Annotated in this window: 12 protein-coding genes; 10 read left to right on the forward strand and 2 right to left on the reverse strand. The window is 62.8% G+C overall.

The window, feature by feature from the left end; translation table 11 throughout:
• Positions 1-21: 21 nt before the first annotated feature.
• The 7 genes from BUA38_RS31990 (at position 22) to BUA38_RS32020 (ending at position 7922) form a co-directional block, all read left to right on the forward strand.
• Positions 22-1434, forward strand: a complete 1413-nt coding sequence (locus BUA38_RS31990) for a pyruvate dehydrogenase complex E1 component subunit beta (RefSeq protein WP_072824350.1) — start codon at positions 22-24, stop codon at positions 1432-1434.
• Between the two features lie 18 nt (positions 1435-1452).
• The gene (locus tag BUA38_RS31995; protein WP_072824352.1) at positions 1453-2817 is read left to right on the forward strand and encodes a pyruvate dehydrogenase complex dihydrolipoamide acetyltransferase; all 1365 of its coding nucleotides are present in this window, start codon (positions 1453-1455) and stop codon (positions 2815-2817) included.
• A 3-nt stretch (positions 2818-2820) separates the two neighbouring features.
• Entirely contained in the window at positions 2821-4239 is a 1419-nt protein-coding gene (gene lpdA, locus BUA38_RS32000) for a dihydrolipoyl dehydrogenase (RefSeq protein WP_072824354.1), read from the forward strand.
• Between the two features lie 145 nt (positions 4240-4384).
• Positions 4385-4588, forward strand: coding sequence for a hypothetical protein (locus tag BUA38_RS32005; RefSeq protein WP_072824356.1), 204 nt, complete (start codon positions 4385-4387; stop codon positions 4586-4588).
• Positions 4589-4876: 288 nt separating this feature from the next.
• Positions 4877-6601: a dihydroxy-acid dehydratase gene (gene ilvD, locus BUA38_RS32010; protein WP_072824358.1), complete on the forward strand. Its 1725-nt coding sequence runs from the start codon at positions 4877-4879 to the stop codon at positions 6599-6601.
• Complete coding sequence (locus BUA38_RS32015; protein ID WP_072824359.1) at positions 6588-7403, forward strand: tetratricopeptide repeat protein; 816 nt, start codon at positions 6588-6590, stop codon at positions 7401-7403. The genes ilvD and BUA38_RS32015 overlap by 14 nt, the downstream gene beginning before the upstream one ends.
• Before the next feature lie 42 nt (positions 7404-7445).
• Entirely contained in the window at positions 7446-7922 is a 477-nt protein-coding gene (locus tag BUA38_RS32020; RefSeq protein ID WP_072824361.1) for a GNAT family N-acetyltransferase, read from the forward strand.
• Between the two features lie 9 nt (positions 7923-7931).
• Here the strand turns inward: BUA38_RS32020 and xth are convergent, their stop codons facing one another.
• Both xth and erpA read right to left on the reverse strand, forming a co-directional pair.
• Positions 7932-8723 carry an exodeoxyribonuclease III gene (xth, locus tag BUA38_RS32025; RefSeq protein ID WP_072824364.1) on the reverse strand — a complete coding sequence of 264 codons (792 nt, stop codon included), beginning with the start codon at positions 8721-8723 and terminating at the stop codon, positions 7932-7934.
• Between the two features lie 15 nt (positions 8724-8738).
• Complete coding sequence (gene erpA, locus BUA38_RS32030) at positions 8739-9068, reverse strand: iron-sulfur cluster insertion protein ErpA (RefSeq protein WP_072824366.1); 330 nt, start codon at positions 9066-9068, stop codon at positions 8739-8741.
• Positions 9069-9175: 107 nt separating this feature from the next.
• Here erpA and BUA38_RS32035 point away from each other — a divergent pair, with 107 nt between their 5' ends.
• The 3 genes from BUA38_RS32035 (at position 9176) to BUA38_RS32045 (ending at position 13795) form a co-directional block, all read left to right on the forward strand.
• Positions 9176-10387 carry a deoxyguanosinetriphosphate triphosphohydrolase gene (locus tag BUA38_RS32035; protein WP_072824368.1) on the forward strand — a complete coding sequence of 404 codons (1212 nt, stop codon included), beginning with the start codon at positions 9176-9178 and terminating at the stop codon, positions 10385-10387.
• A gap of 9 nt (positions 10388-10396) precedes the next feature.
• Entirely contained in the window at positions 10397-12178 is a 1782-nt protein-coding gene (gene argS, locus BUA38_RS32040; RefSeq protein ID WP_072824370.1) for an arginine--tRNA ligase, read from the forward strand.
• A 108-nt stretch (positions 12179-12286) separates the two neighbouring features.
• Positions 12287-13795 carry an SPOR domain-containing protein gene (locus tag BUA38_RS32045; protein WP_072824372.1) on the forward strand — a complete coding sequence of 503 codons (1509 nt, stop codon included), beginning with the start codon at positions 12287-12289 and terminating at the stop codon, positions 13793-13795.
• Positions 13796-13817: the final 22 nt, after the last annotated feature.

The following is a 13817-nucleotide window of genomic DNA, read 5'->3' on the forward strand; positions in this document are numbered from 1 at the left end:
AACCGACTTCGTGGAGTTGATATGCCCATTCAAGTACTCATGCCTGCGCTCTCGCCGACGATGGAGAAAGGCAATCTCGCCAAGTGGCTGAAGAAGGAAGGCGAGACGATCAAGTCGGGCGATGTGATCGCCGAAATCGAAACCGACAAGGCTACGATGGAAGTCGAGGCGACCGATGAAGGGACGCTCGGCAGGATCCTGATTCCCGAAGGCACGGCTGACGTCGCCGTCAACACGCCGATTGCGACCATTCTGGCCGATGGCGAAAGCGCGGCCGATCTGGCCAAGGCGCCTGCGCCGAAGGCGCAACCGGTTGCGCCCGATGTCGCGCAGGAAGTGGCCGAGTCTCGTTCACCGGTCGGCGAAGGCCAGCCGGCGATTCACGCACCGCAGGCGCCCGCAGCCCCCAAAGCCGCGGCCGAGCCCGATCCCGAGGTGCCCGCCGGCACGGAAATGGTGACCATGACCATCCGCGATGCGTTGCGCGATGCGATGGCCGAAGAGATGCGCCGTGATCCGGACGTGTTCCTGATGGGCGAAGAGGTCGCCGAATATCAGGGCGCCTACAAGGTTAGCCAGGGGTTGTTGCAGGAATTCAGCGCCAGGCGCGTCATCGATACGCCGATCACCGAGCACGGCTTTGCCGGTATCGGCGTTGGCGCGGCGATGACCGGCCTCAAGCCGATCGTCGAGTTCATGACCTTCAACTTCGCCATGCAGGCGATCGACCAGATCATCAATTCGGCCGCGAAAACGCTGTACATGTCTGGCGGACAGATGGGCTGCTCCATCGTGTTCCGTGGCCCGAACGGCGCGGCCGCCCGCGTCGCCGCCCAGCACAGCCAGGACTACTCGGCCTGGTATTCGCAAGTGCCGGGCCTCAAGGTCATCGCGCCGTTCTCGGCCGCCGACTACAAGGGTTTGCTGAAGGCTGCGATCCGCGATCCGAATCCGGTGATCTTCCTCGAGAACGAAATGCTCTACGGCCACACCGGCGAAGTGCCGAAGCTCGACGACTACGTGATCCCGATCGGCAAGGCGCGCATCGTACGAAGCGGCAGCCACGTCTCGATCATCTCGTGGTCCAACGGCATGAGTTATGCGCTGAAGGCGGCGGATGAACTTGCCAAGGAAGGCATCGAAGCCGAAGTCATCGACCTGCGCACTTTGCGACCGCTCGATACCGACACCATCGTCACCTCCGTGATGAAGACCGGGCGTGCGGTCACGGTCGAGGAAGGCTGGCAGCAAAGCGGCGTCGGTGCCGAAATCGCAGCGCGCATCATGGAGCACGCCTTCGACTATCTCGATGCGCCAGTTGCGCGCGTTTCGGGCAAGGATGTGCCGATGCCTTATGCGGCAAACCTCGAGAAGCTCGCATTGCCCTCGGCGGCTGAAGTCGTCGCGGCCGCCAAAGCCGTTTGTTATCGCTGACCGAGCGGGGCCTCACACATGCCAATCAATATTCTGATGCCCGCATTGTCGCCGACGATGGAGAAGGGCAACCTCGCCAAGTGGCTCAAGAAGGAAGGCGACAAGGTCAAGTCGGGCGATGTGATCGCCGAGATCGAGACCGACAAGGCGACCATGGAGGTCGAGGCGGTTGATGAAGGCACGATCGCGAAAATCGTCGTTCCCGAAGGCACCCAGGACGTCCCGGTCAATGATGTCATTGCCGTGCTTGCAGGCGATGGCGAGGATGTGAAATCCGCCGGCGCCTCGGCGGGCGCAGCGCCTGCGAAAGCGGAGGCGCCGAAACCGGCTTCGCCACCGCCCGCGACAGCATCAGCGCCGGTCGTAGCACCTGCTCCCAAACCGGCTGCTGCACCCGCGCCCCAGGCGGCCGCTCCGGCGTCGCAGGCCGCTTCACCTTCGCAAGCGAATGGCCACGCGCGCACGTTCTCATCGCCGCTGGCAAGACGTCTCGCCAAGGAAGCCGGTATCGAGATCGCCCGCATCACCGGCACGGGGCCGCATGGCCGCGTGGTCGCCCGCGACGTGGCGGAAGCCAAGTCCGGCAAGGGGCTGAAGGCTCCGGCGGCCGCGCCAGCCGGAGGACCCGCGCTCGCACCGTCGATGTCGGACAAGCAGATCCTCGCGCTGTACGAGCCAGGGAGCTACGAGATCGTGCCGCATGATGGCATGCGTCGCACGATCGCGCAGCGGCTCACGGCGGCCGTGCAGACGATTCCGACTTTCTATCTCACGATCGACTGCGAGATCGGCAAGCTGCTCGCTGCGCGCGAGGAGATCAACGCGTCTGCGCCCAAGGACAAGGAAAAGAAGCCGCTCTACAAGCTTTCGGTCAACGACTTCGTCATCAAGGCGATGGCAGTCGCATTGCAGAAGATTCCCAATTGCAATGTGAGCTGGACCGAAGGCGGCATGCTCAAGCACAAGCATTCCGACATCGGCGTCGCGGTGGCGATGCCGGGCGGACTGATCACGCCGATCATACGCAAGGCCGAAACCAAGACGTTATCGACGATCTCGAACGAGATGAAGGATTTTGCGGCGCGCGCCCGCGCCCGCAAGCTGAAGCCGGATGAGTATCAGGGCGGCACCACGGCCGTGTCCAATCTCGGCATGTACGGCATCAGTCACTTCACCGCCGTGATCAATCCACCGCACGCGACGATCCTGGCGGTTGGCACCAGCGAGGAGCGCCCGGTCGTGCGGGGCGGCAAGATCGAGATCGCACAGATGATGAGCGTGACCCTGTCATGCGATCATCGTGCGATTGACGGCGCGTTGGGCGCCGAACTGATCGGCGCCTTCAAGGCGCTGATCGAAAATCCCGTGATGATGATGGTGTGATGTATGGCCGACACTTCCTTTGACGTCGTCATCATCGGTTCGGGTCCCGGCGGCTACGTCACCGCCATTCGCGCCGCCCAGCTCGGCTTCAAGACCGCGATCATCGAGAAGGACTATCTCGGCGGCATCTGCTTGAACTGGGGTTGCATCCCGACCAAGGCGTTGCTGCGCTCGGCCGAAATCTACCACTACATGCAGCACGCCAAGGATTACGGTCTGTCTGCCGAGAAGGTCGCCTACGATCCGAAAGCCGTCGTGCAGCGCTCGCGAGGCGTCTCCAAACGCCTCAACGACGGTGTCGGATTCCTGATGAAGAAGAACAAGGTGACGATCATCTGGGGCGATGCCTCGATCGACGCGCCCGGCAAGATCACCGTGAAGAAGTCGGCTGTCGAAGCGCCGAAGGGCGCGCTCGGCGAGGGCGCTTATCAGGCCAAGCACATCATCGTCGCAACCGGCGCGCGTCCGCGCGTGCTGCCGGGACTGGAGCCGGACAAGAAGCTGGTCTGGACCTATTTCGAGGCCATGGTGCCGGAGAAGATGCCGAAGTCGCTGCTCGTCGTAGGTTCAGGCGCGATCGGCATCGAATTCGCGTCCTTCTTCCACACCATGGGATCGGACGTGACTGTGGTCGAGGTACTGCCGCAGATCCTGCCCGTGGAAGACGCCGAGATCGCGGGCCTCGCGCGCAAGCGCTTCGAAAAGCAAGGCATCAAGATCCTCACCAACACCAAGGTGACGAAGCTCGAGAAGAAAAGCGACAGCGTGGTCGCGACCATCGATGACGGCAAGGCGCCGCAGGTCGTCGAGTTTGATCGCGTGATCTCCGCCGTCGGCGTCGTCGGCAATATCGAAAATCTCGGATTGGAGAAGCTCGGCGTCAAAACCGATCGCGGCTGCGTGGTGGTCGATGGCTATGGCAAAACCAACGTGCCCGGCATCTACGCCATCGGTGACGTCTCCGGCCCGCCGATGCTGGCGCACAAGGCCGAACATGAAGGCGTGATTTGCGTCGAAGCCATCAAGGGCTTGCATCCGCATGCGCTCGACAAGCTCCTGATTCCCGGCTGCACGTATTGCAATCCGCAAGTGGCGTCGGTCGGTCTCACGGAGGCAAAAGCAAAAGAGGGCGGACGCGAGATTCGCGTTGGCCGATTCCCCTTCGTCGGCAACGGCAAGGCGATCGCGCTCGGCGAAGATCAAGGCCTCGTCAAAGTTGTCTTCGACAAGAAGACTGGCCAATTGCTCGGCGCGCACATGATCGGTGCGGAAGTCACCGAGTTGATTCAGGGCTATGTGGTGGCGATGAATCTCGAAACCACGGAAGAAGAGCTGATGCACACGGTCTTCCCGCATCCGACGCTGTCGGAGATGATGAAGGAAGCGGTGCTGGATGCGTATGGCCGTGTGCTGAATATTTAATCGGAAAATATTCTGACCAATAAATTTGCTCGCTGCATCGTGATTCACAGCGGGCTAGAACTAGATGCAACTGCAACTATCTGCTGAACGCAGCGACACACGGAGCGCCGGGCTCCGTGGTTCGACTGTCTTTGGGAGACTGAAAATGAAAAAGACAATTCTCACGATTGTCGGTTCGGCGTTGATTATTTTCTCTGCCGTGCAATTGGCGTCCGCTTCCGAACAACATCGTCGCGCGCACCATCGCGCCAGCGAATTCCGCGACAGCAACGCTTTTGTCTCGCCGGCCTATGAGTCTGCGGAAGGCTATCGCTATACCGGTGGCTGGTCGGCTCCTGCCGGTCGCTAAGGCCAGTCCAGGTAGTGTTGCAATGCAGAGACCGGCCTTCGGAAGGAGGCCGGTTTCGTCATTTTTACCTTCATAAAGGTGACTTTACCGCAACGATCGTGTCGCAGGGGCAACACTTTCTGAAGATTTGGTCTTCGTCCCGCCTCCTGCACGGCTACGCCGCTTTTTAGCCACACCCCTCCATGAGATCATAACGATCGAGATCTAGGGACTCGGTGTTCGCAACTATGACGGCAGCCATGGGGTTGTCGCCGTGAGCGAGAAGGCCGGGGAAGCGGATTCGCTGAGATGGACGCCAAGACCAACCTCAAGAAGCGGCTACCAAGCCGCCACGTCACGGAGGGCCCTGAGAGGGCACCGCACCGGTCCTACCTCTATGCGATGGGATTGACGACCGAGCAGATCCATCAGCCGTTTGTGGGCGTGGCGTCCTGCTGGAATGAAGCCGCACCCTGCAATATCGCGCTGATGCGCCAGGCTCAGGCCGTCAAGAAGGGCGTTGCCTCCGCCGGTGGCACCCCGCGCGAATTCTGCACCATCACCGTGACCGACGGCATCGCCATGGGCCACGACGGGATGCGCTCGTCACTGCCGTCGCGTGAGTGCATCGCCGATTCGGTCGAACTGACCATCCGCGGCCACGCCTATGACGCGCTGGTCGGTCTTGCCGGCTGCGACAAGTCGCTGCCGGCCATGATGATGGCGATGGTCCGGCTGAACGTACCGTCGATCTTCATCTATGGCGGCTCGATTCTGCCCGGAAATTTCCGCGGCCAGCAGGTCACGGTACAGGACATGTTCGAGGCGGTCGGCAAGCACTCGGTGGGTGCGATGTCGGATGCTGACCTCGATGAAATCGAGCGGGTCGCCTGTCCGTCAGCAGGTGCTTGCGGGGCGCAATTCACCGCCAACACCATGGCGACCGTGTCCGAAGCCATCGGGCTTGCGTTGCCCTATTCGGCCGGCGCGCCGGCGCCTTATGAAATTCGCGATGCCTTCTGCACGGCGGCGGGCGAAAAGGTGATGGAGCTGATCGCCCAGAACATCCGGCCGCGCGACATCGTCACGCGCAAGTCGCTGGAAAACGCGGCCGCCGTCGTCGCCGCCTCCGGCGGTTCGACCAACGCCGCGCTGCATCTGCCCGCGATCGCCAACGAGTGCGGCATCAAGTTCGATTTGTTCGACGTCGCGGAAATTTTTAAGAAAACCCCATATGTCGCAGATTTGAAGCCGGGTGGCCGTTATGTCGCCAAAGACATGTTCGAGGCTGGCGGCATACCAATTCTGATGAAGACGCTGCTCGACAATGGCTACCTGCACGGTGACTGCCTGACAGTCACAGGGCGGACAATGGCCGAAAACCTCAAGAGCGTGAAATGGAACCCGCACCAGGACGTGGTGCGGCCCGCCGACAAGCCGATCACCGTCACGGGCGGTGTGGTCGGGTTGAAGGGTAATCTCGCACCAGAGGGGGCGATCGTGAAGGTCGCGGGCATGTCGAACCTCAAGTTCGCAGGCCCCGCCCGTTGCTTCGACCGCGAGGAGGATGCCTTCGAGGCCGTCCAGAAGAAGACCTACAGGGAAGGCGAGGTCATCGTCATCCGTTACGAGGGGCCGCGCGGCGGTCCGGGAATGCGAGAAATGCTTGCGACGACGGCAGCGCTGACGGGCCAGGGAATGGGCGGAAAAATCGCCCTGATCACGGACGGCCGCTTTTCGGGCGCCACCCGCGGCTTCTGCATAGGCCATGTCGGGCCGGAGGCGGCCATTGGCGGCCCGATCGCACTGTTGCGCGACGGTGACACTATCGAGATCGACGCCGCCGCCGGAACTCTTAACGTAAAATTGACTGACGCGGAACTCGCCCAGCGCAAGACCGAATGGAGGCCTCGCGCGACTAACCATACGTCAGGTGCCTTGTGGAAGTACGCCCAGCAGGTGGGACCGGCGGTGACCGGGGCGGTCACCCACCCCGGCGGCGCGCACGAGAAGTTGTGTTATGCGGACATTTGAGCGCACCATTTTTGCTTTGATTTTAGCGGCCACACCGGTGGCCACGTCCGGATTCGCCTTCGACGGCGCGCCGATCAATCAGGATTCGACGATTCCGGTGGTCACGGCGCAGCCGGGTACCGCATCGAGCCTGAAGAAGGTCGTACCGACGGTTCCGGATACCTCGCTCACCGCCTTGGAATATGCGGCTGATGGCCCCAATCCGATCGCGCAGTGGCGGCTCGGGCGGATGTACGCCCTTGGCGATGGCGTCGATCAGAACGATCTGCGCGCCTTCGAATATTTCAGCCGCATCGCCGACAAGCATGCCGAAGACAGCCCGTCGGCCCCGCAGGCCGCGATTGTGGCGAACGCGTTCGTCGCGCTCGGCCGCTACTATCTCAACGGCATTCCGAATTCGAAGATCAAGGCGGATACCGAGCGGGCCCGGGAGATGTTCTCCTATGCTGCGTCCTATTTCGGCAATGCCGACGCGCAATACGATCTCGCGCGGCTTTACTTGAAGAGCGCTGGTTCGTCCCGCGACGATTTCCGCTACGGCGCGCGCTGGCTCGGGCTTGCCGCACAGAAGGGGCAGCACCAGGCCCAGGCGCTGCTTGGCCAGATGCTGTTCAACGGCGATCAACTGCCGCGGCAGCCCGCGCGCGGCCTGATGTGGCTGACGCTCGCGCGCGACAGCGCGACGCCCGACGAGATCTGGATCCGCGACAGCTACAACAAGGCAATCGCGAAGGCGTCCGAGGAAGACCGTGCGATGGCGCTCCAGATGCTCGAGCACTGGGTGCAGGGCCGCAGGGACTAACGGAGATCGCGAGGGGATTCCCCATCGATTGGGGAAAACACGATGATCATCCGCGACGCGACAGCAGCCGACGCCGTGAAAGCGTGCGAAGCGATCCGCGCTTCGATCGCCGAACTCTGCGTCGCCGACCACAACCGTAATCCGGAAATTCTGCGGCGCTGGCTCGCCAGCAAGACGCCCGACAATGTCGCGGCGTGGATGGCAAGCGTCGGTAGTTCGCTGCTGGTTGCGGTCGAGGGTGAGACGATTCTGGCGGTCGGTGGCGTCAAGGACGACGGCGAGATCACGCTCAACTACGTCGCGCCACAAGCGCGCTTTCGCGGCGTCAGCGCAGCACTTCTGAAGGCGCTTGAGGCGAGGGCGGTCGAACGCGGCGCCAGCGAGATCACGCTGCTCAGCACCGAGACGGCGCATCGCTTCTATCTGGCGCGTGGATATCGGGACATGGGGCCGTCGCTCGGAAAATTCGGAACGGCGTCGTCCTATCCGATGGCGAAGGAACTGCGTGCAGTGCGCTGACGCGACAGCCTATGCTGCTTCCAGATCGAGATCGATCCAGACCGGCACGTGATCGGACGGTTTCTCCCAGGCGCGGACGTAACTGTCGATGCCGACATCGACGAGGCGATCGCTGGCTTGCGGTGACAGCAACAGGTGATCGATACGCAGCCCCTGGTTCTTCTGCCAGGCGCCGGCCTGGTAATCCCAGAATGTATATTGGCCCGGCGCGTCGGTGACCGCGCGCAGCGCGTCCGTCAGCCCTAGTCCGAGTAGCGACTGAAAGCTCTCGCGGGTTTGGGTGCGAAACAGCGCATCGTCGACCCAGGCTGCGGGATTGGAGACATCAGCGGCTTTCGGGATCACGTTGAAGTCGCCGGCTAGCACCAGCGGTTCTTCCGCTTTAAGTCGCTGTTTCGAATACTCAAGAAGCCGCGACATCCATTTGAGTTTGTATGGGTATTTGTCGGTATTCGCTGGGTTGCCGTTGGGCAGATAAAGGCAGGCGATCCGGACCACGCCTTGTTTGAGTGTGACGACGCCCTCGACGAAGCGCGCATGCGCGTCCTCATCGTCGCCGACAAGGCCGGACTTTGTCTCGTCGAACGGAAGTTTCGATAACAGCGCAACGCCGTTGAAGGTCTTTTGCCCGTGGGTGACGACGTTGTAGCCGAGGCTCTCGATCTCCAGCCGCGGAAACGCGTCATCCGTGCATTTGATTTCCTGAAGGCAAACGATGTCGGGCGAGCATTCCTTCAACCAGCTCATCAGATTCTCGATTCGCTGCCGAACCGAGTTGACGTTCCAGGTGGCGATGCGCATCGGAACCGGCGAGCCTTAGATCGAGAAGCTGGTGCCGCAACCGCAGGAGGCGGTGGCGTTGGGATTGTTGACGCGGAACGAAGCGCCGATCAGGTCATCCACGAAATCGACCTCCGAACCGGCGAGGAACGGGACCGATGCCGGATCGACCAACACGACGGCGCTGTCGCGCGAAATCACCAGATCGTCTTCGGCGCGCGCGCGTTCGACGTCGAACTTGTACTGGAAGCCGGAACAGCCGCCGCCCTCGACGCTGATGCGCAGCATGGCGCCATCGCCCTCGGTTTTGAGAATCTCTCCAATGCGGCGGGCGGCCCGTTCGCTGATGGTGACGGCTGTGGTCATCGTGAAGCTCCGATCACTGCGTCCGGCGCAATTATGTGGTATCCGGCGTCTACCATAATTAGGTGCAGCGGGCATCGGAATCAAACCCGTCACGAAAGAGATATCCCGTGTCAGTTGGAATGGCTGCCCCTCGCTCGGTCTATGCCTGCGACCCCGATCGCAGCCGCGGCCGGCAGTTTGTGGAGGCGCCGAGCCGGACCCGTAGCCCGTTCCGGCGCGACTGTGACCGCGTGATCCATTCTACCGCCTTCCGCCGCCTGAAGCATAAAACCCAGGTCTTCGTGTTCCACGAAGGCGATCATTACCGTACCCGGCTGACCCACTCGCTCGAAGTCGCCCAGATCGCCCGTGCGCTGGCCCGGCAGCTGGGGCTGGACGAGGACCTGACCGAGACACTGGCGCTCGCCCATGACCTCGGCCATCCGCCGTTCGGGCACGCCGGCGAACGGGCGCTCGATGCGTGTCTGCGCGGGCATGGGGGTTTCGATCACAACGCTCATACCTTGCGCGTCGTCACGTCGCTCGAGCATCGCTATCCCGAATTCGACGGGCTCAACCTGACCTGGGAATCGCTGGAGGGCATCGTCAAGCACAACGGCCCGCTGACGGCGCGCGATGGCAGCCCGCTCGGCCGCTACCGCGAGCATGGCATTCCCGTCGGCATCGCCGAATTCGTCGTGGCCTACGATCTCGAACTCTGGAGCTTTGCCTCGCTGGAAGCCCAGATCGCGGCGATCGCCGATGACATCGCCTATGACGCGCACGACATCGACGATGGTTTGCGCGCCGGCTTGTTTCAAATCGACGATCTCAAGGAAATTCCGGTCACTGCGGCGATCATCGCCGAAATCGACGCCCAGTATTCCGGCCTCGACGAAAGCCGCCGCGGGGCCGAATTGGTGCGCGAGCTGATTTCCCATTTGATCGGCGCCGTTGTCCTGGAAGCACATCGCCGCCTGGCTCTGGTCAGGCCGGCCTCGGCCGAAGACGTGCGCCACCAGAACGAGGCGCTGATTGCGTTTCCGGACGAGACGCGGGAGGCGGAAGCCGCGATCAAGGCCTTTCTGAAGGTGAGAATGTATCGCCACGAACGGGTAATGCGGGTGATGCGGGACGCCGAACAGCTCGTATCCGACCTGTTTGCGCGCTATCAGGGCGATCCGGCCACGCTGCCGGCCGAATGGCTGCCGCCCGAAAGCCGGTCGGAGGACGAGGCCGGGCGGGCGCGGCGGATCGGCAACTTCATCGCCGGGATGACCGACCGGTTTGCCCTGACCGAACATCAGCGGCTTTTTGACTCGACCCCGGATTTACGTTAGGCGGCGGCCATGGCCGACATATCTTCGACACAGCATCTTTTCGCCCAGGTACTGGCGCGCGTTCACGCCGTTTGCACGGCTGAACTGGGCATAGCTGCGGACCTGTCGCGTGTGGTGGTCGAGCCTCCGAAAGATCCGACCCATGGTGACATGGCGACCAACGCGGCCATGGTGCTCGCCAAGGAGGCCAAGGCCAAGCCCCGTGACCTCGCCGACAAGATCGCCGGACGGCTGCGCGCGGAAGATATCGTTGCCGCCGTCGATGTCGCCGGTCCCGGCTTCATCAATCTCACTTTGAAGTCGTCGGTCTGGACCGACTCCCTGCGTGCGATTCTCCGGGCGGGTAACGCTTTCGGCGAAAGCGCGATCGGTGCGGGCGAGAAGGTCAATGTCGAATACGTCTCGGCCAATCCGACCGGCCCGATGCATGTCGGCCATTGCCGCGGCGCGGTTTTCGGCGATGCGCTGGCGAGCCTGCTTCAGCTCTCCGGCTTCGACGTGACGCGCGAATATTACATCAACGATGCCGGCGCCCAGGTCGACGTGCTCGCGCGCTCGGCGTTCCTGCGATACCGCGAAGCGCTTGGCGAAAACATCGGCGAAATTCCAGACGGGCTTTATCCCGGCGATTATTTGAAGCCGGTCGGCGTGGCGCTGGCCGCCGAACACGGCAAGGCGTTGCTCGCCAAGCCCGAGGCAGAGTGGCTGCCGCTGGTGCGGGCCAAATCCATCGACATGATGATGGAGGCGATCAAGGGCGATCTCGCCGCGCTGAACATTGCCCATGACGTATTCTTTTCGGAGCGGTCACTGGTTGCGGGCGGCAACAACCGCGTCGCCGAGACGATCGATTTTCTCCGCGCCAAGGGCGACGTCTACGAGGGCCGCCTCCCGCCGCCCAAGGGCGCGCCGGTCGACGACTACGAAGACCGCGAGCAGACGTTGTTTCGCGCCACCAACTTTGGCGACGATGTCGACCGGCCGCTGTTGAAGTCGGACGGCAGCTATACGTACTTTGCGTCCGACATCGCCTATCACAGGAACAAGTTCGACCGCGGATTTCACAATCTGGTCGACGTCTGGGGCGCTGACCACGGCGGTTATATCAAGCGCGTCGAAGCCGCGATCAAGGCGGTGACCGACGGCAAGGCCACACTCGACGTCAAGATCGTGCAGCTCGTGAAGCTCTTGCGCAACGGCGAGCCGGTGAAAATGTCGAAGCGATCAGGTGATTTCGTCACCTTGCGTGAAGTGGTCGACGAGGTCGGCAAGGATGCCGTCCGCTTCATGATGCTCTACCGCAAGAACGACGCGGTGCTCGATTTCGACCTGGCCAAGGTCATCGAGCAGTCGCGCGACAACCCGGTTTTCTACGTGCAATACGGCCACGCCCGTGGGCACTCGATCTTTCGCACCGCACGCGAGGAGGTGCTGCATGACCTTCCTGAGGACGAGGGGATACGGCTTGCCTACCTCGCCTCGGCTGCGTTCGATCGGCTGGCCGACCCGGCGGAATTGAGCCTGTTGCGGAAGCTGGCGGTCTACCCCCGGACGGTGGAGGCGGCGGCGGCCGCACACGAGCCGCACCGAATCGCTTTTTACCTGTATGATTTGGCCAGTGATTTCCATGCGCTATGGACGAAGGGGCGGGATTTGCCCTATTTACGCTTTATTATCAAAGATGATGCCGAGATGACGAAGGCCCGGCTAGCGATGGTACAGGGCGTTGTCACGGTTCTGGCATCCGGCCTTGGGGTTCTCGGCGTCGGTGCGCCAAACGAGATGCGCTGACCTAAGTGCCGCTCCCTGGGGGAGTTATATTGCGAGTGGCAGCCGGTGGGGACCGGTGCGTTGGACAAGCGGGTTGGCGACTTTCCCTCGAGGGGACACATCATCGCGATGGCTGATCGATATCAGGACAGGGCTTATTCCGCCGGCGGCGATTACGATCGCGACGGCGGGGCGAGAGCATCTGACAATGCCGAAAGCGATCCGCTCGCGGAGCTTGCGCGCCTGATTGGACAGACCGATCCCTTCGGTGCCAAACCGATGAGCCGCGCCAATCTGCAGGCGCAGCCGCAGACGAGGCCAGCTGATCCCGAGCCAAACTACGACGACGATTACGCGGATCCCGAACCTTACGAGGCTCCGCCGCCGGCGCCGCCATCCTGGATGCAGCGCGCTGCCGTCAGGCAAGAGGCGCCGCCACCGCCGCCGCAGCAGGATTACTACGCTGACGAGGATGACTATCCGGCCGAGGTGCATCCGCTTCATCGTTATGCGGCCCCGCAGCCTCCGGCCCAGCCGGACTACGATGATGCGCATCTGTTTGCGGATGCGCATCAACAGCAGCCTGATACGTCGCGTTACGACGATGCGCTTTACGGGACCTTGGAGTCCGATGCGCAGAACGCGCAGCATGACCATGGTTACGTCGACAACGCCTACGCCTACGAAGACGATCAGCAGTTTGACCAGGCCGAGGAGCCGCGCAAACGCGGCGGCATGATCACGGTATTCGCGGTGCTGGCGCTGGCCGTGTTCGGCGTCGGTGGCGCGTACGCGTACCGTACCTTTACAGGCTCCGCGCGAAGCGGCGAGCCGCCGATCATCCGCGCCGATGCCGGGCCGACCAAGATCATTCCTGCGCCTGGCGACGGTGGAACGAAAGTGCCGGACCGCATGGCGCCGAGCGATGGCACGGAAAAGATCGTCTCGCGCGAAGAAGCGCCGATCGATCCCAACCGGTCCGGACCTCGCGTCGTGTTTCCGCCGCTGACGTCGAACGGCACGGCGCCGATGCCGACAAGCGTCATTCCGCCGGGTGTTTCACCGCCGGCGGCCAATGGGGCGAACGGCACGTTCTCGAATAACGATCCACGCAGGATCAAGACTTTCTCGGTTCGAGGTGACCAGGGTGACGCCGCGCCCCCGGCCGCCGCCGCCGCGCAACCGGCCGCACCGGCTGCAAAGGGTGCAGCAGCGCAACGCGCGGCCGCGCCGAACGCCCGCACGGCTACCAACCCCGCATCAGCCAATGCCAATGCGCCTATGTCACTTGCGCCTCAGTCTGATGCGCCGGCGGCCGAGCCTCCGGTCCGGATGGCGGCGACCAATCCGACGCAGGCAGTGCCCAGCGCGCCCGCAAGTTCGGGCGGTGGTAATTTCCTCGTGCAGGTCTCCTCGCAAAAGAGCGAAGCCGACGCGCAGGCGTCGTTCAGGGCGTTGCAGAGCAAGTTCCCGTCGGTGCTCGGCTCGCGCGCGCCGGTCATCAAGCGCGCCGATCTCGGCGACAAGGGCGTCTACTACCGGGCCATGGTCGGTCCGTTTGGCTCGCCGGACGAAGCCTCGCAGTTCTGCGGCAGCCTCAAGTCTGCCGGCGGCCAGTGCGTCGTCCAGAGAAATTAGCGCGGGGCCTTGTTGACCCCCG

The sequence above is a fragment of the Bradyrhizobium erythrophlei genome, assembly GCF_900142985.1.
GTDB classification, from domain to species: domain Bacteria; phylum Pseudomonadota; class Alphaproteobacteria; order Rhizobiales; family Xanthobacteraceae; genus Bradyrhizobium; species Bradyrhizobium erythrophlei_B.

Bases quoted from the DNA above. Each gene is read 5' to 3' on its own strand.
- BUA38_RS31990 (WP_072824350.1), top strand. From the start codon at position 22: ATGCCCATTCAAGTACTCATGCCTGCGCTCTCGCCGACGATGGAGAAA.
- BUA38_RS31995 (WP_072824352.1), top strand. From the start codon at position 1,453: ATGCCAATCAATATTCTGATGCCCGCATTGTCGCCGACGATGGAGAAG.
- lpdA (WP_072824354.1), top strand. From the start codon at position 2,821: ATGGCCGACACTTCCTTTGACGTCGTCATCATCGGTTCGGGTCCCGGC.
- BUA38_RS32005 (WP_072824356.1), top strand. From the start codon at position 4,385: ATGAAAAAGACAATTCTCACGATTGTCGGTTCGGCGTTGATTATTTTC.
- ilvD (WP_072824358.1), top strand. From the start codon at position 4,877: ATGGACGCCAAGACCAACCTCAAGAAGCGGCTACCAAGCCGCCACGTC.
- BUA38_RS32015 (WP_072824359.1), top strand. From the start codon at position 6,588: ATGCGGACATTTGAGCGCACCATTTTTGCTTTGATTTTAGCGGCCACA.
- BUA38_RS32020 (WP_072824361.1), top strand. From the start codon at position 7,446: ATGATCATCCGCGACGCGACAGCAGCCGACGCCGTGAAAGCGTGCGAA.
- xth (WP_072824364.1), bottom strand. From the start codon at position 8,723: ATGCGCATCGCCACCTGGAACGTCAACTCGGTTCGGCAGCGAATCGAG.
- erpA (WP_072824366.1), bottom strand. From the start codon at position 9,068: ATGACCACAGCCGTCACCATCAGCGAACGGGCCGCCCGCCGCATTGGA.
- argS (WP_072824370.1), top strand. From the start codon at position 10,397: ATGGCCGACATATCTTCGACACAGCATCTTTTCGCCCAGGTACTGGCG.
- BUA38_RS32045 (WP_072824372.1), top strand. From the start codon at position 12,287: ATGGCTGATCGATATCAGGACAGGGCTTATTCCGCCGGCGGCGATTAC.